This window comes from Achromobacter sp. F4_2707 (genome assembly GCF_047501535.1).
GTDB lineage: Bacteria > Pseudomonadota > Gammaproteobacteria > Burkholderiales > Burkholderiaceae_B > Yanghanlia.
Window position 1 is genome coordinate 70,723 of sequence record NZ_JAZDRJ010000005.1, and the last position, 16,612, is coordinate 87,334.

Below are 16,612 nucleotides of genomic sequence, written 5' to 3' on the forward strand. Positions count from 1 at the left end.
TCCTTATCAGGCTGTCTGAAAGTTCGTGACACGCTCGCTGATCACGTCAAAATCGAACTTCTTGCTGCTACGCAGGCTGACCGCCGTACATACGATGGCGCTCGTACCATAGGCCAGCAACGAGCTGAGCAGCACAGGATATTCACGCAAGCCATACAAGCCGGTCGGCAAGGCAGCCAATGCCGCCACCGCTCCCAGGACCAGACCGGCGCGCTTACCCAGCAAACCGAACGCCATCAAGCCGATCACCACACCAGCGCCCACGCAGGCCACAATTTCCGCTGCTAGCCCCAAACCGCCATCCAGGGTCACAAGGCCGAAACGGGTCAGCAAGAAAGCAAAGAACGCGATAAGCACCGAACTGGTAAACGCGAGGTTGCTCACACGATCCCAGTACAAGCTGATGATGACTGGAAAGACAATGGCTCCCCACAATGCACCCACAAATACCAGCATTGAGAGAATATCCAACTTCAGATAAGCGAAACACACGCCCAACGCAGTTGCGACAACCATGGTCAAACGGCCGATCCAAACCATGGTCTTGGGGTTAGGCTTACCACGCGCCAGGTTCTTGCCGTAGACATCAGTCATCATGATGCTGGAAAGCGCGGACAAGTCGGAGTCAGCCGTCGAAGACAGCGAACCGATAATCAGAATGAAAAACAGGCAGATCAGCGCAGGCGGCAAATAGGTCGCGGCCATGCCGGGCACCAGGTTATTGAGGTCGCCCCCTGATGGAACAATGCCCACCAGCAACGCGATAAAGCCCAGCATACCCATACCAATAACAATCGAACCATAGCCAATGGTGGCTGTGATAAAAGTTGGCTTGATCAGATCTTCACGCACTGCGAACAGGCGCTGGGCAATGGTTTGGTTACCAATGGCATAAGCCAGCACTGCCACAAAATAGGGTGCGCCCTGTTCCAGCCAGGCTTTTCTGGAGAAGAAATCAGCCTGTTCAGCATCCAGGCGTTCCCAGCCTTGAACAAAGATCTCAGTCCCTCCCAGCGTGAAAAACAGGAAGGGAACAATAATCACCACGGCCAATATCATCGCTGTCAGCTGGGCGAAGTCAGTCAGCACAGACGCGCGAAAACCGGACCACAAGGTATACGACAATACACCGAAGGCAACGATTAACACGCCTTGCATAAAGCTGAGCGGCGACAGCATCGACACCAAAGCGCCTGCTGCCGTGAAGTTCACCATCAAGCTGATGATGCTGCCCAGCACGTTTGAGCCTGCAAGAATCATCTGGCTCCAGCGGCCGTGGCGAGCATGCATAATTTCCGCCAGCGTATGCGCTTCCGGCGCCACCTCACGAAAACGTCGCCCGAAGGGGTAGATGAACAAAATCATCAGCGCGCCCCAGAAGCCATAGTGAATGGCCCCGGAAACCCCGTACTTGAAGCCCGAACTGGCTGCGGCGTAAATGGAAGCCGCCCATACCCAGGTGGCAGTCATACTGGCCGCTGACATCCCAAAGCCGATGGCTCCGTTTGACGTCATGTACCCATCAGCACACTCCTCCTTCTGGCCTATTCGCAAGGTCATGAAAAAGGAAAAACCATAGAAACATAAAAGCAGCACAAGTACCGTGGTCAGGGACAGCTGATACATGCATCCTCCAAAAGCCCTCGTCGCGGTGCATTAAGCCATCTTCAGACGCCAAGAAAAAGCGCAAGCCAGTACGGGCCGCGACCACAAGGCGCAGCTGTTCTCTCCGCACTGTGCACGAAGCAACGAAAGCGAATACGTGAATAACGTCCGGTCTGGAAGCTGTGGGGGCTTGCAGCACTGCGGCCACAGAGGAAAGCCTGCAATGTACAGGCTGACCCCGAAGGCCGGGGACGATGGGACGCCACACATAGCACGTGGCTAGAACAGCAGGCGGCTTGCTTTCTGTGTTCGTTTTGTGCGCGATGGCGAAACCATCTGAACCTACCGCAGCGGGTGCGGCCTGCCCTGCACTGATTAACGGCGCCTACCGTTCCAAAGCCCGGAATGTTAGCACCCGAATTATATTGGCGTCAACTATTTGATGGCGATCGATTGTAGATACAAGCTTCTCAGCGCCTGTTCATCCGGCCCAGGCGGTTGTGATGCCGTATTGGCTTTGCCACCCAAGAAATCGTGACACCTAATGAATCCAGCGTTCCTGTACAAGGTCATTGAGTACGAGCCGGTATAATGCTGCAACGCACAACACCTTTCATCCACCCCGGCTGCGCGTATGCCGCAGGGGCGCGACCCGTTTTCCCACCATGCTGACCAAATCCATCCACCAAGACTGGTTTTCGAATATCCGCGGCGACTTGCTCTCCGGGCTTGTCGTGGCACTCGCCCTCATCCCGGAAGCTATCGCCTTTTCCATCATCGCCGGGGTAGATCCGAAAGTCGGCCTGTATGCTTCGTTCTGTATCGCGGTAGTCATTGCATTCGCTGGTGGGCGGCCGGGCATGATTTCAGCGGCAACCGGAGCCATGGCCCTTGTCATGGTGACACTGGTGAAAGAGCATGGGCTGGAATATCTGCTGGCCGCCACGCTTCTGACTGGCGTCTTGCAGATCGTGGCCGGAGCGCTAAAGCTGGGAAACTTGATGCGCTTTGTCTCCCGCTCAGTCGTGACCGGTTTCGTCAACGCGCTGGCTATTCTTATTTTCATGGCGCAACTACCAGAGCTGATCAACGTTACCTGGGTTGTCTACGCCATGACCGCTGCGGGCCTGGGCATTATTTACCTGCTCCCCCGCTTCACGAAGGCCGTTCCTTCCCCTTTGGTTTGCATTGTGCTGCTCACGGCAGTCGCCATCGCGCTGGATCTGGATATCCGCACGGTGGGCGACATGGGTGAACTGCCGGACAGCTTGCCGGTATTTCTGCTACCCGACGTGCCGTTGAACTGGGACACGCTGGCAATCATCCTGCCCTACTCTCTGACTCTGGCTGTAGTCGGCCTGCTGGAATCCATGATGACCGCAACCATTGTGGATGACCTGACCGACACGCCTAGCAATAAGAATCGCGAGTGTGCGGGTCAGGGGATCGCGAACATTGCAGCCGGTTTCATGGGCGGCATGGCGGGCTGCGCCATGATCGGCCAATCAGTCATCAACGTGAAATCGGGTGGCCGCGGACGGCTTTCTACGCTGACCGCCGGTATTGTGCTGCTGATACTGGTCGTATTTCTGGGCCCTTGGGTTAAGCAAATTCCCATGGCCGCCCTGGTCGCCGTCATGATCATGGTGTCCATCGGAACGTTTAGCTGGGAATCCGTGCGCAACCTGCGCAGCCACCCAAAAAGTTCGAGCATTGTCATGGTATCCACCGTCATCGTCGTGGTCATTACACATGACTTGGCTAAAGGGGTATTTGTGGGCGTGCTGCTCAGCGCTCTATTCTTTGCCGCCAAGGTCAGCCGCTTGTTCCAGGTCAAGTCCGAGCTTCTGGACGACGGCAAGCATCGTCATTACATTGTTTCAGGCCAAGTGTTTTTTGCGTCCGCCAACCGGTTTGTGGCCGCTTTCGACTTCAACGAAGCGCTTGAGCGCGTCACGCTGGATGTCAGCCGCGCCCACTTCTGGGATATCACCGCCATCGAAGCGCTGGACAAAATCGTGCTGAAATTCCGTCGGGACGCCACACCTGTTGAGATTGTCGGGTTAAACGAAGCCAGTGCAACCTTGATTGACCGATATGCGGTGCACGACAAGCCCACCGCAACCCCCGACCTGACCGCGCATTGAGGAGCAATGACATGAATAAAGTGACTGCCTGCCTTGATGGAGCCAGCTACACCAAAAGCGTATGTGATTATGCAATTTGGGCGGCGCGGCGTTTAGACGCACCGCTGGAGTTCCTGCATGTTCTGATTCGTCAGAGTGATGTAGCGGTAGACGCCAGCGGCAGTATCGGTCTGGGCGCCCAAGAGTCACTTTTGCAAGAACTAGCCGACCTGGATGAACGCCGCAGCATCATCGCGCGCGAACATGGCAACCAGTTGCTGGATGGCGCCAGACAATTCGCCTTGCAAGCGGGCATCCCAAAAGTTAGCACGCATCAGCGCCATGGCGAACTCACCGACACGCTGGTCGCGCTAGAAGCGGAAACACGCCTCTATGTGTTGGGGCAGCACGACTCCGCCACCAAGCCGAAACGTTTCCTGCTCGACCACAACCTGGAAAGCGCGGTACGCACCCTGCACCGCCCTATTCTGGTAGCCAATTCCACTTTCACCGAACCACGCCGCTGCATGATTGCCTTCGACGCCAGCGAGACAGGCCGCAAGATGATAGACATGGTGGCTGAGAGCCCGTTGTTGCGGGGCATAGAATGCCAAATCGTGACGGTCGGCAGCGCCGCACAAGATGCCCTTCAGTGGGCGTCGGAGAAACTGGCGGCAGCCGGTCTCAAGGCCACCGCGCACCAGCTTGATGGCGAACCGGCCGCCGCCCTGGCGAACCATGCGCGACAACACGGCATGGAGATCATCGTCATGGGCGCCTACGGCCATTCACGAATCCGGCATCTGATTGTCGGCAGCACCACCACAACCATTTTGCGCGAGAGCCAGGTCCCGGTGCTGGTTCTGCGTTGATGATGCAGGCGCCTGCCAGGGGCGCGCGTGATCATCTCAAGGCGCGCAACCCGTTATCGCTGATTACCTGCTTCCAGACGGCCGTATCCTCGGCGATGCGCGCGGCAAGGGTTTCAGCATCTTCATACTGTGGATACGCCCCTACAGCGACAAGCCGCCGCATAACTTCAGGGTCCTGCAAGACCTTTTCCATGGTGGCGCTCAAGCGGGACACCACATCCGCGGGAGTCCTTGCCGGTGTGACAATCCCGCCCCAGGAAGCCGTTTTTGCACTTTGCACACCCAGGTTCGACAATGAAGGAACATCCGGCAACTCATCGTAGCCGTCGATGGTGACGGCCAGTGCCCGGAGTGTTCCAGCCTTGATGTGCTGCAGTACGGCGACGGAGTCCGCGAGCATGAGAGGCACCTCTCCAGACAACACGGCCGTCACAGCGGGCGCGCTGCCTTGGTAGCCGATATGCGTGCCCTGAAATCCCAGCTCCGAGCTGAGCAGTTCCAGCGTCAAATGCCCGATACTGCCATTGGCTGGAGAAGTGAAGCTCATGTCGTTGTTTTTTCCATGCCGAGCCAATGACTCCAAGTCTGTCACGTCTGGCAGAGCCTCTGGATTTGATACCAGGATCAACGGAGTCAGATAGGCAAGCGCCGTGGCCTCCACATCGGAGGTCAAATCATACGGCATTGACTCCTGCATCAACGGCGCAAGCAGGCTCGGGCCCGCCAGGGTGCCGATGGTGTATCCGTCTGGTTTGGCAGTGGCGACCTGCCGCATGCCTATGCTGCCCGAGGCACCAGACCGATTCACCACGACAAAGGTCTGTCCCAGCTCTTTCTCAAAGGCATTGGCCAGCACTCTGGACGCAACGTCCGTCGGGCCTCCGGGAGGGAAGGGGACAATCCAGGAAACAGGACGGTCGGGGTATTCTGCCAGCGCCACGCCCGTCGTCATTATCATTGCCGCCGAAACGGCCCCCATCATCTTCGTCACTGAACGCAAATTGGTAAACAAAATCATCTCCTCTTTTATTTTGACTCTGGGTCAATATTGCAAAATGGCGTCTATACGCCGCACAAGCTCACGAAGCAACGGAAAAACCTCTTTCTTCCGTTCTCCGAAACTGCCGCTTCCCGATGGCACTCCACAATTGATGATGTAAACCATCGAGTCACCCGCATGCACGAATGGAGTCGCGAATCCGTAGACGCTTTTCTTCCATTGACCACGGCTTGAGCAACAACCTGTTTTTTCAAATTCAGACAGCGCCAATTTCAAATCAGGAAAATACGAGCCGTATTCTTCCGGCATTCGCACCTTGAGCTCGTTCAAGGCCCGTTCCTGCTCGTCGGCGGAAGCCTGGCATAGCCAAGCCTTGCCGGCAGCGGTGTTGAGCATCGGCATGGACGACCCGATGTCCGGGTGTGTAATCAGTGATTCATTCGCCCGAGACGTCTCGACATGCAGCATCCGGCACTGATCCTTGACCACCAGAGAAACCGCGCCATCCACGCGCTCGGCGAGCTCCCGCATCAGGGAACGCGCCAACTGACGTAACTGCATGCTTGCCAATAACGGATAGGCTGTAGTCAATAACGCCGGGCCCGGGCGATACTTTGATTCTCCCGGCAGCTTGCGCAAGTAGCCCAACTGCACGAGCGTATAGGTGAGCCGAAAGACCGTGCTTGGCGACAGCCCTGTTCTTTCCGAAAAGTCCTTATTGCCCAGCGCTGTTTCACCATGTTGGAAACACGCTAATACGTCGATGCCATTGGCCAGGGTCGAGGCGAACTGAGGGTCAGACTTCTGCTCCTGAATCGGAAGCACGTTTTTCATGATGCTGCCCCACGCAGCAGCGCCTGCCGTTCCGCCCGGCCAGAACGCGCCTTCCTGCTACCAGCGCCTTGCACATCGGCCAGGGCCGTACGAATCTTGTCGATCATTTCCAGCAAAAGGTCGCCAAAAAGCTCATCAATCGCAGCAGTTTGCAACTGAGCCGCCCTTACCCCGCAATTGAAGATCAACAACTCGTTGTCAACCAGGCCTTTCATCGGAGCCGCTACCGCATGGACGTCCGGGTGCCACTCTCCCAGTGACACGCAATAGCCTTTCTCTTCATAGCCGCGCCGGGCGTTCTCAAGTGACTCCAGCACATGCGCGTCCAACATCCCCGCGTCGCGCGCCTGGAGCAGGTAATCCTCGCGTTCCTCCATGGAAGCCTGCGCATGCCAAGCACGTCCCATTGCCGTGGCGGCCAGCGGCAATCCAGCACCGATCTCGGGACGAAAGGCGTGGAGATCATGCCCTCTCACGGTTTCCACGTAGATCATATGCAACCTGTCGCGCATCCCCATGGACACCGTGCCACCGCTGCGATTGGCCAGTTCTTCCATGAAGGGCCGTGCCACCTGTCGCACGCGCAAGCTGGCCAGCATCGGATAAGCGATGCCCAGCACGCCCGCACCTAGACGGAAGCAACGGTTGCGCGCATCGTGGACGAGCATTCCCTTTTCAACCAGGGTTGAAGTCAGCCGTGAAATCGTTCCTTTGGAAAGCCCTGTCAGCATCACCAGCTCTTTATTGGTCAATGTGGGCTGTGCCGCCGAAAAACTCTGCAATACCTTCATGCCATTGGCCAAGCTGCTTGCGAAAGCCGGATGCCTGGACGCCTGGGCGGATGACTTTCGAGCGTGATTCGAAGATCGGGATTTAGAAATGGAATTCATTGACAGGGTTGATCAATATTTTCATGCCTGAAACAAAAGGGCCTGCCGATCAGTATACGTAAAGCAATTCGCTATTATTTCAACATATCGAAACCAAAGATTTGCCATGCCGAATTATTGCTATTCTTTCTTCACGGTTTCCATTCAATTCATTCAGATTGCCCGCGCAACCTTCAAAAATCGCGGGTGGGAAGAAAACATGATTCACAACCCCGACGAATTCTCTACCTTCCTGACTTCGCTTCGCCAGTTCGTGCGCGAGACGCTTATCCCGCATGAACAAGAGGTGGCCGACAACGATGAAGTGTCGGCTGAGCTGGTAGACGCCATGGCCGCCCAAGGCATGTTCGGCTATTCCATCCCCCAGGAGTACGGAGGAATCGGCATGACAACGGAAGAGCTGATCCTCGCCGCCATTGAGCTATCACAATGCTCCGTCGCCTTCCGCGCCCGCGTCGGAACCAACACGGGCATTGGTTCTGAAGCCTTGGTCGCGGACGGTACCGCCGATCAGAAAGCGCGCTACCTGCCGAAGCTCGCCAGCGGTGAAATCACCGGCGCATTTGCGCTCACCGAGCCTGACGCGGGCTCGGACGCCATCGCCCTGAAGACCTCTGCGGTTCGCGACGGCGAGCACTACATCCTCAATGGAACCAAATGCTTCATCACCAATGCGCCAGTAGCAGGCCTGTTCACCGTACTGGCTCGAACCGCCCCGAACAACCCAAAGGCGGACGGTATTTCGGCTTTCCTGGTCGAAAGAGAAACCCCAGGACTCACGACAGGCCGCCCCTATCAGAAAATGGGCCAAGCAGGATCGCCGGTATCCGAGGTCTACCTGGATGACTGCCGTGTCCCCGTCAGCAACCTGATCGGTGGCCGCGAAGGCATTGGCTTCAAGACCGCCATGAAAGTGCTCAATAAACAGCGCATCCACCTGGCAGCCCTGTGCATAGGCCCTGCTATCCGAATGCTGGACGACGCTATCCGCTTTGTGTCCGAACGCCAGCAATTCGGTGAAAAACTAATGAACTTTCAGCTCATTCAGGCCATGATCGCCGACTGTCAGACCGAAATTCAGGCTGCGAAAGCGCTTGTCATCCAAACAGCAAAAGAACGCGACGCTGGCATGGATGTCACGATGAATGCCTCAATCTGCAAATACTTTGCGTCTGAAATGTGCGGCCGCGTGGCAGATCGTTGTGTACAGATGTTTGGCGGTTATGGATATATCGCCGATTACGGCATCGAACGCTTCTATCGCGATGTAAGGCTTTTCCGCCTCTACGAAGGGACGAGCCAGATACACCAACTGAATATCGCCAAGCAAACACTGAAAGCCTCCTCTATCCAAGCCAACTGAAATATCATGCAAAACCAACCACTCACAGGCGTACGCATACTGGATATGGCCACCGTGCTGGCCGCGCCCTTTTCCGCCACTTTGTGTGCGGACATGGGGGCAGAAGTCGTCAAGCTTGAGTTACCCGATGGCAACGACACTCTACGCACGCTCGCTCCGGTTCACAAAGGAAAAGCAGTCTTCTGGAAGACCGCCAACCGCGGCAAGAAAGGCATTTCCCTGGACGTCCGCCAGCCCGAGGGCCGTGCAATCTTCCTGGATCTCATAAAAGGCTTCGACGTACTGGTAGAAAATTTTCGTACTGGAACCCTGGACCGCTGGGGCCTTGATATTGAAACACTGCATGCCCGCAACCCCCGACTGATCGTGCTGCGCGTTACCGGATATGGCCAAACCGGCCCACTGGCCCGCAAACCGGGCTTTGCGCGCATCTTTGAAGCCATGAGCGGCTTCGCACATTTGATCGGCGAAGCGGACGGCCCGCCCCAGCACATGAATTTTCCGCTTGGCGACGTGGTTACCGGTGTCTTTGGGGCTTTCGCCATCGCCACGGCGCTGGCGGAACGCAACGCCAAGCCTGTAGACGAACAATACGGGGTGGAAATAGACCTGTCCGCCACCGAGGCAATGCTGCGGCTGCTCGACCCGCTGCTGGCTGAATACGCCCTCACAGGCGTGGCGCGCAACCGGGCAGGCTCCAGAGCTACCTATACAGCTCCTTCCAATGTCTACAAGACGAGCGACGGCGCCTGGATCACCGTAGTAAGTTCAGGAAACAACATCTTCAAACGCTTGTGCACAGCCATGGAGATGCCCGACCTCGCATCGGAGCCACGGTTTTCCGACAACTTGCAGCGCATGGCCCATCTCGACGAACTGGATGACATGATTGCGCAATGGTGCGAACGTCATAGCCTGGAGCAGATATCCGCTGTGCTGGATAAAGAAGACGTGCCATTTACAAAGGTGTACTCGATGGAAGACATCATGCAGGACTCGCATCTTCAGGCCAGAGAAGCCATTATCGAGCTCACGGACGACGAACTGGGCAAACTGCCCGCCCCTGCAACGGTGCCCAGGTTTTCACACCGGCCTCAAGTCATCCCCTCATCCGGCCCGGAAACCGGTCAGCATAACGCCGAAATTTTCACAGCACTTGGGCTGACCCGCGAAACCCAGTCCGCACTCAAGGCTCGCGGCATCATCTGAACAGCGGTAAACAGATGAGCAGCAGGGGCGACACCCGTGCTGCTCATCATTCAACGTCACCGGCTTATGTTCTTTCGAAAGCAGCCATTACCAGACACTCAAGCGGGCTTGCGCGCCAGCATGGTGGCAAATTGCAGCCGGGCGCCATTGTGCATGGTGCCCAGATCTTCGTTGTATTTGAGCAGTTCCCATCCCTCGTAAGCGGCGCTCAACTGGCCGGGCTCAAAGGTGAAGGGGAAATTCATGGGACAGGGGTAGTCGGGGCTGTCCATGGCGCAAACAATCAGGTTGTAGCCCCCCGCCCGGGTGCGCTGCTGCATATCGGCCAGCACAGCATCCACCCTGGAGGGGTGGATGAACATCAGCGTGACCGTGCAGGCTATGAAATCGTAATCCGCGTCGAGCTCCGCATCGCTGATGTCATACAGGCGGGGCGTGATGGCATCCATGCCTTCCTGGCTGATGATGGATTGCAACTGCCCCAGCGCGCCCGGGTTGACATCCACCGCCGTCACCTTGAAGCCACGCTGCGCCAGATACAGCGCATTACGCCCATTGGAACACCCCATATCCAGCGCATCGCCAGGGCTGACAAGCTCGCAAGCCGAAACGACCTCGCTATGCGCCGGGTTCAATCCGTATTTCTGGTTCAAATCCGCAGACACTTTTGCTCCTTGTTTCATCAGCCTGGAAGTGTAGGGCAGCTCCGGATCTTTCTGAGTGATAACCCCACTCCCGTCATCCGTACCGGGCTTACGTGCTTGAGTCCGTTTTAATCCAAGCGCCCGTTACACTCTACAATCACACCCGCGAGGGTTGGAAACCACCACGAATTCCGCTGTCAGCGCAAACCTTTAGTATGAACAGATCATCGTGCCATCAACGCCGCAGCCTGTTGGGCCTGTTATTGGGAATGTGCCTGCCCAGGTCGTACGCCGCCTCAGCTCCTGTTTTCAGCGTTCAGACCGAGTCGTCACTGGCGCACGGCATGGCTTTGCTGCATGCCGCCTTGAGGGCTGCCGGGTTTCCCGCCAATCTGGCCAATGCCCCCCATGCGTCCGAAGCGCGCAATCTGCACGAAATCACTGTCGGCCGCATCCATATCAATATGCTGCCAGCCTCGCCCGAGCGTCTGGCCTTGGTGGAAGCAGGCCGATTGAGGATGATCCCCGTTCCGCTGGAGCGCGGTTTGCTGGGCTGGCGCACTTCCTTTGTGCCGCAGGGTCGGCAAGAGCAGTTCGCCCATATTCGCAACCTGGAAGATCTGCGAACCTTGACAGTCGGCCAAGGCGTAGGCTGGAAGGATCTGGAAATCTATCGTGCCGCCGGTATTGCAACCCGCGAGCTGCAGGCTTGGCGAAATGGGGAATTCGTCGCGCAAATGATGAATGGCGTCATTGATTTATTCCCCATGGGCCTGGAAGAGTCACTGAGTTATTTTCTGCCCTATTTTCGTGAACGCCATCTGCAACTGATGTTGGATAAGACGCTGTTGCTGCATTACCCGTGGCATCGTTTTGTCTGGGTATCTCCACATTCTGATGCCGATGAGCTTTACCATGCCCTGCAAGAAGGCTTCGACATCATCTGCAATAATGGAACCTTCGAAGCCACCTGGAACCAGACGCGCCGCGCGCCACCGGCAGACTCCTGGCAAGGGCGCACGGTCATTCGGCTGGAAAACCCCTTCTACAGCCCGGATATTGTGCCGCAACGCTACCAGCATCTCTTGCTGCGGCCGGATATATCGTGATGTCCTCTCAAACACTCTATTCACGATTCTGGCGCCGGTTATTGCCCCTGTTGGCCCTGGCTTATGTTCTGGCGGCTGCAATCACAGCGGGGCTGTATTATCAGGGCCAATTGGAAGAAGCCAGCGAACAGCGTCGCCAGACGCTGCAAACCTTCGCCAACGTGCTGATCAAACCGCTGTGGGACTGCAACAGCCTGACTGCCCGCGGGATTATCGAGGCCTTGATGCTGCAGCACGATGTACGAGGCGTGAGCGCATTGGATCAGTGCGCCCAACAGCCCATTCACGCGGGTGTGCTGCCCGGAAAGGACAGCAAAGACACCTTGAGCACTCCGCTGCGCTATATTGATGAAGCGGGCCGCGCCCATGCCTTGGGCGAACTGCGCATCGCTTTTCAGCCCATCTCCATTTTCACAGCGGCCGCGCGAGGCCTGGCGCCGCAGCTCGCAGTCTTCCTGTCGATGCTGACAGCAGTGCTGGCCAGCACCCTGTGGACGCTTGGCCGTACCGTCGGCCAACCGCTTTCAGATCTGCGACGGGCCATGCGGGATCACCAGACTCTGGATCCCATTCCGCCCGACTGGACGGAAGAACTCACGGAAGTCACTCAAACCTACAACACCCAGTTACGGGAACTGCGCCGCCAGGCCCGCCGCGATCCGCTCACTGGGCTGGCCAACCGCCTGCTACTGGAAGAGCACATGGAGCGCGCTCTCATTCAGGCGAAACGCACGGGCGCTTGCGGCCGCGTGCTGGTGCTTGACCTGAACAAGTTCAAGCAGGTCAACGATACGCTGGGCCATGCCGCCGGCGACGAGCTCTTGCGCACGGTTGCGCAGCGTCTGCTTGCCTGTGTGCGCAGCACAGACATCGTGGCCAGGCTGGGTGGCGACGAATTCGTCGTTGTGACCAGCCAGGCTTCCCCCGACACGGCAGCGGAAGAGGCCTTGACACTGATTGCGCGTATCAGAGAAGTCGTGAATCATCCCGCCATCTGGGAAGGCACGCCCATGGAACTTTCCATCAGTATCGGAGTAGCGAGTTTCGGCAAGGAGGGCGGCTCCATATCCGCCCTCCTGCAAGAAGCCGACGCCAATATGTACCTGGACAAGGCCCGGAGCCGCCAGGCCACTTAACCGCCCTGCTCAAGCCCCGCCAGCGCGATTACGAACAGCCCAAAAAAAGAAAAAACCCGCCAGCCTTTCAGCGAGCGGGTTTCGTGTACTGCAATGTACGACTGTGAACAGTCTTACATGTTCTCGATCATGACCTGACCAAAGCCCGAGCAAGACACTTGAGTTGCACCTTCCATCAGACGTGCGAAGTCGTAGGTGACCTTCTTCGACAGGATGGATTTTTCCATGCTGGAGATGATGAGGTCGGCGGCTTCCGTCCAGCCCATGTGGCGCAGCATCATTTCTGCGGACAGGATTTCGGAACCGGGGTTCACGTAATCTTTGCCGGCATACTTGGGAGCCGTGCCGTGGGTGGCTTCGAACATGGCCACGGAGTCAGACAGGTTAGCGCCGGGAGCGATACCGATACCGCCTACTTGAGCTGCCAGAGCGTCGGAGACGTAGTCGCCGTTCAGGTTCAGTGTAGCGATGACATCGTACTCGGCCGGGCGCAACAGGATTTGCTGCAGGAAAGCGTCGGCGATGGAATCCTTAACGGTGATTTCGCGACCCGTCTTGGGGTTCTTGAATTTGCACCATGGGCCGCCGTCGATAGGCTGAGCGCCGAACTCTTCACGGGCCAGCTCGTAACCCCAATCGCGGAAGCCACCTTCGGTGAACTTCATGATGTTGCCCTTGTGAACCAGGGTCACGGAGCTGCGATCGTTGTCGATAGCGTACTGGATGGCCTTGCGGACCAGACGCTTGGTGCCTTCTACGGAAACGGGCTTAACACCGATGCCGGAAGTTTCCGGGAAGCGGATCTTGTTGACGCCAAGTTCGTTCTGCAGGAAGTCGATGAGCTTGCGAGCTTCTGCGCTGCCGGATTCGAACTCGATACCTGCATAGATGTCTTCCGAGTTTTCGCGGAAGATGACCATGTTGGTTTTCTCGGGCTCACGAACGGGGGAAGGCACACCCTTGAAGTACTGAATGGGGCGCAGGCAGACGTAGAGGTCGAGCTGCTGACGCAGGGCCACGTTCAGGGAACGGATGCCACCGCCAACCGGCGTGGTGAGCGGGCCTTTGATGGAGACCACGTAATCGCGCACAGCGTCGAGCGTTTCTTCGGGCAGCCAGACGTCGGGGCCGTAAACCTTGGTGGACTTTTCGCCGGCGTAGACTTCCATCCAGTGGATCTTGCGCTTGCCGCCGTAGGCCTTGGCGACTGCAGCATCCACCACCTTGAGCATGACGGGGGTGATATCTGCGCCTGTGCCGTCGCCCTCGATGTAGGGGATGATGGGTTCATCAGGTACGTTGAGCGAGAAATCGGCATTGACCGTGATTTTCTGGCCCCCTGCGGGAACCTTGATATGCTGGTAGGACATGAATGCTCCAGGGATAAAATCTGACAAGCGACAGGGCACGGAGACACCGCACCCTAGTCTTATATAAGAGTACTCAGTAGTTTAGCCTAAATTAAGGGTTTACATCAGGACCCCGTTAAAATAGGTTTATTCCTCAAAGAACGGCATCTAACATCCATGTTCAACCCATCTCGCGAACAAGTCCGGCAGTTTTTCACTGACGCCTGGGCACGACATAAGTCTGGGGGCGTGCTGACACCGCTCGAAACCATCGCTGCCCGCATTATGGAGCAGCACCCAGAGTATCAGGCCGATCTCGAAGACCCGCAAGCAGAACATCGCGATTACAGCGTGGAAGAGGGAAAGACCAACCCTTTCCTGCATATGTCCATGCATATGGCCATTCAAGAACAGGTGTCGATCGACCATCCGCCAGGCATACGCGCCGCCCACGAAAAACTTTCGGCCCGTATCGGCCCACACGAGACCGAGCACGTCATCATGGAAGCGCTTGGGCAGGTGATCTGGGAAGCCCAGCGCCTGGGCGCCCCACCCGACAATGACAAATACCTGGACCTGATACTGCGCCACACCACCCGCTGACGCCACCGCTGCCGGCCCGATTCGCCGCGAACTTATATCGCTCGTCTATCTTCTATATAGATATGCAAGTCGAGCAAGATCGACAGACTGGCCACATGCCGGCAGCCGGCCGCCTTACTAACGTCGTACGCTTAGATCGGATGGCAGGCTGGACAACCAGGCGGCAATATTCTGAATGTCGGCATCGCTAAGTTGCGGCACCAGCGCCGTCATGACGGCATTGCTGCGCGCATTGACCCCGCCGCCACTCGCACCGCGCTGGTACGAACGCAAAGCATGGCGCAGGTAATCGGCATGCTGACCTGCCAGTACCGGATAAGAAGGCAGCACTGAAGACTTGCCGTCGGCTCCGTGACAGGATGCGCAAGCGAATTTTTCAAAGGCTGCCTGCCCCGCCACGAGGTCAGCCGCGGTAGAAGGGCCACAGGCAAACGCAGACGCCAAGCCGATGGCCGCCCCAAGTTTGATGGTGGGTAGTTTTATCATCGTGCGTTCCCCCTTACCTCAGATTGGAATAATAGGCAGCCAGATCAGCCATATCTTGGTCAGACAAGGTTTGGGCAATGGCTTGCATGGTAGGGAAGGTACGTGCGCCCGTCGCGTAATCCCGTAGAGCGGTCACAATATATTCAGCGTTCTGGCCGGCGATCTTCGGAACGTGGTAAACCTCAGGGAAGCTGGCCTTGTAGCCAGGGATGCCATGACAGCCAATGCACATGGATACTTTCGACCGGGCTGCCTCGGCATTTCCCTCGATTGCCGTGTTGCCGGTTTCTTCCTGTGCCGACGCCATGCTGAGAAATGTCGCGGCCAATACAGCAAAGGCGCGTGTAAGGGAACTTCGCAACTTCATGACTGATGGCCCTTATGAAATTTACAGATAATTGATTTTTATCAAACAAACCCCATAAAACTGTCAGTGTACGATAATCCAAACTCTGCACGATGACCAGAAACAAGTTGTCACGGATACCGTGAAGCAATTAAAGAAGGATGAGAATGAGCCCCGTTTCCGCCACCCCCCAGCCCCGCTTTGAAGGTACTGATCGCTACGTCGCCACCGACGATCTCAAAATGGCGGTTAACGCCGCACTGGCCCTGCAAAGGCCTTTGCTCATCAAGGGAGAGCCCGGCACCGGCAAGACCATGCTGGCCGAAGAAGTCGCCGCCGCGCTGGGGCGCCCGCTGCTGCAGTGGCATATCAAATCCACCACTAAAGCCCACCAGGGCCTCTACGAATACGACGCGGTTTCACGGCTACGCGATTCACAACTGGGTGACGAAAAAGTCCGCGATATTCGCAACTACATTGTGCGCGGCACCCTGTGGGAGGCTTTTGAGTCGGATGAGCCCGTTGTCGTGCTTATCGACGAAATCGACAAGGCTGACATCGAGTTCCCCAACGATTTGCTGCGCGAACTGGACCGCATGGAATTCCATGTGTACGAGACCCAGCAGACTGTTAAAGCCCGCCATCGCCCCCTCATCATCATCACATCCAACAATGAAAAAGACCTGCCAGACGCCTTTCTGCGCCGCTGCTTTTTCCATTACATCGCCTTCCCGGATCGCGACACCATGCAATCCATTGTGGACGTGCACTTTCCGGGTATCCGTGAAGATGTTGTCCGCGCCGCATTGGACACCTTCTTCACCCTGCGTGATGTGCCCGGCTTGAAGAAAAAACCCTCCACATCGGAATTCTTGGATTGGCTGCAACTGCTGGTAAGTGAAGGCGTACCTGCCGATAAAGTAGCCGGCGGCCCGGATAGCGAGCTTCCCCAACTGGCCGGGGCGCTGCTCAAGAACGAGCAGGATCTCTCCCTGCTTGAACGGCTGACCGCTATGACTCGCGCCACCCGTCGCCATTGA

16 protein-coding genes are annotated in these 16,612 nt (G+C 57.0%); 8 read left to right on the top strand and 8 right to left on the bottom strand.

Annotation, left to right across the window (positions count from 1 at the left end; all coding sequences use genetic code 11):
- Nucleotides 1-6: 6 nt before the first annotated feature.
- Entirely contained in the window at nucleotides 7-1,626 is a 1,620-nt protein-coding gene (locus VRY85_RS06415) for a sodium:solute symporter family protein (RefSeq protein WP_414597782.1), read from the bottom strand.
- A gap of 644 nt (nucleotides 1,627-2,270) precedes the next feature.
- Here VRY85_RS06415 and VRY85_RS06420 point away from each other — a divergent pair.
- Both VRY85_RS06420 and VRY85_RS06425 read left to right on the top strand, forming a co-directional pair.
- Nucleotides 2,271-3,752 (top strand): SulP family inorganic anion transporter, encoded by a 1,482-nt coding sequence (locus VRY85_RS06420; protein ID WP_414597783.1) that lies wholly within the window; start codon nucleotides 2,271-2,273, stop codon nucleotides 3,750-3,752.
- 11 nt (nucleotides 3,753-3,763) lie between these two features.
- Nucleotides 3,764-4,603, top strand: coding sequence for a universal stress protein (locus VRY85_RS06425; RefSeq protein WP_414597784.1), 840 nt, complete (start codon nucleotides 3,764-3,766; stop codon nucleotides 4,601-4,603).
- A 31-nt stretch (nucleotides 4,604-4,634) separates the two neighbouring features.
- Here VRY85_RS06425 and VRY85_RS06430 read toward each other — a convergent pair whose 3' ends face one another.
- The 3 genes from VRY85_RS06430 to VRY85_RS06440 are packed head-to-tail and all read right to left on the bottom strand — an operon-like array spanning nucleotide 4,635 to nucleotide 7,240.
- Nucleotides 4,635-5,615, bottom strand: a complete 981-nt coding sequence (locus VRY85_RS06430; RefSeq protein WP_414597785.1) for a Bug family tripartite tricarboxylate transporter substrate binding protein — start codon at nucleotides 5,613-5,615, stop codon at nucleotides 4,635-4,637.
- A 30-nt stretch (nucleotides 5,616-5,645) separates the two neighbouring features.
- Entirely contained in the window at nucleotides 5,646-6,437 is a 792-nt protein-coding gene (locus VRY85_RS06435; protein WP_414597786.1) for an IclR family transcriptional regulator, read from the bottom strand.
- Nucleotides 6,434-7,240 (bottom strand): IclR family transcriptional regulator, encoded by an 807-nt coding sequence (locus VRY85_RS06440; protein ID WP_414597913.1) that lies wholly within the window; start codon nucleotides 7,238-7,240, stop codon nucleotides 6,434-6,436. The genes VRY85_RS06435 and VRY85_RS06440 overlap by 4 nt, the downstream gene beginning before the upstream one ends.
- A gap of 286 nt (nucleotides 7,241-7,526) precedes the next feature.
- Between VRY85_RS06440 and VRY85_RS06445 the strand changes: the two genes are divergently transcribed.
- On the top strand, nucleotides 7,527-8,690 hold the full coding sequence (locus VRY85_RS06445) for an acyl-CoA dehydrogenase family protein (protein WP_414597914.1): 1,164 nt from the start codon (nucleotides 7,527-7,529) through the stop codon (nucleotides 8,688-8,690).
- Nucleotides 8,691-8,696: 6 nt separating this feature from the next.
- Nucleotides 8,697-9,899: a CaiB/BaiF CoA transferase family protein gene (locus tag VRY85_RS06450; RefSeq protein ID WP_414597787.1), complete on the top strand. Its 1,203-nt coding sequence runs from the start codon at nucleotides 8,697-8,699 to the stop codon at nucleotides 9,897-9,899.
- A gap of 98 nt (nucleotides 9,900-9,997) precedes the next feature.
- Here the strand turns inward: VRY85_RS06450 and tehB are convergent, their stop codons facing one another.
- Nucleotides 9,998-10,564, bottom strand: a complete 567-nt coding sequence (gene tehB, locus VRY85_RS06455; protein ID WP_414597788.1) for a tellurite resistance methyltransferase TehB — start codon at nucleotides 10,562-10,564, stop codon at nucleotides 9,998-10,000.
- Between the two features lie 194 nt (nucleotides 10,565-10,758).
- Between tehB and VRY85_RS06460 the strand changes: the two genes are divergently transcribed.
- Both VRY85_RS06460 and VRY85_RS06465 read left to right on the top strand, forming a co-directional pair.
- Entirely contained in the window at nucleotides 10,759-11,652 is an 894-nt protein-coding gene (locus VRY85_RS06460) for an amino acid ABC transporter substrate-binding protein (RefSeq protein ID WP_414597789.1), read from the top strand.
- Nucleotides 11,652-12,788, top strand: coding sequence for a GGDEF domain-containing protein (locus VRY85_RS06465; RefSeq protein WP_414597790.1), 1,137 nt, complete (start codon nucleotides 11,652-11,654; stop codon nucleotides 12,786-12,788). The genes VRY85_RS06460 and VRY85_RS06465 overlap by 1 nt, the downstream gene beginning before the upstream one ends.
- Before the next feature lie 113 nt (nucleotides 12,789-12,901).
- On the opposite strand, the gene icd is transcribed toward VRY85_RS06465, so the two are convergent.
- Entirely contained in the window at nucleotides 12,902-14,158 is a 1,257-nt protein-coding gene (gene icd, locus VRY85_RS06470; protein WP_414597791.1) for an NADP-dependent isocitrate dehydrogenase, read from the bottom strand.
- 156 nt (nucleotides 14,159-14,314) lie between these two features.
- On the opposite strand from icd, the gene VRY85_RS06475 reads away from it, so the two are divergent.
- Nucleotides 14,315-14,740, top strand: a complete 426-nt coding sequence (locus VRY85_RS06475) for a DUF1841 family protein (RefSeq protein WP_414597792.1) — start codon at nucleotides 14,315-14,317, stop codon at nucleotides 14,738-14,740.
- Nucleotides 14,741-14,857: 117 nt separating this feature from the next.
- Here the strand turns inward: VRY85_RS06475 and VRY85_RS06480 are convergent, their stop codons facing one another.
- Together VRY85_RS06480 and VRY85_RS06485 are read right to left on the bottom strand one after the other, a co-directional pair.
- Nucleotides 14,858-15,226: a c-type cytochrome gene (locus tag VRY85_RS06480; RefSeq protein WP_414597793.1), complete on the bottom strand. Its 369-nt coding sequence runs from the start codon at nucleotides 15,224-15,226 to the stop codon at nucleotides 14,858-14,860.
- A gap of 13 nt (nucleotides 15,227-15,239) precedes the next feature.
- The gene (locus tag VRY85_RS06485; RefSeq protein ID WP_414597794.1) at nucleotides 15,240-15,593 is read right to left on the bottom strand and encodes a c-type cytochrome; all 354 of its coding nucleotides are present in this window, start codon (nucleotides 15,591-15,593) and stop codon (nucleotides 15,240-15,242) included.
- Between the two features lie 140 nt (nucleotides 15,594-15,733).
- On the opposite strand from VRY85_RS06485, the gene VRY85_RS06490 reads away from it, so the two are divergent.
- Nucleotides 15,734-16,612: an AAA family ATPase gene (locus tag VRY85_RS06490; protein WP_414597795.1), complete on the top strand. Its 879-nt coding sequence runs from the start codon at nucleotides 15,734-15,736 to the stop codon at nucleotides 16,610-16,612.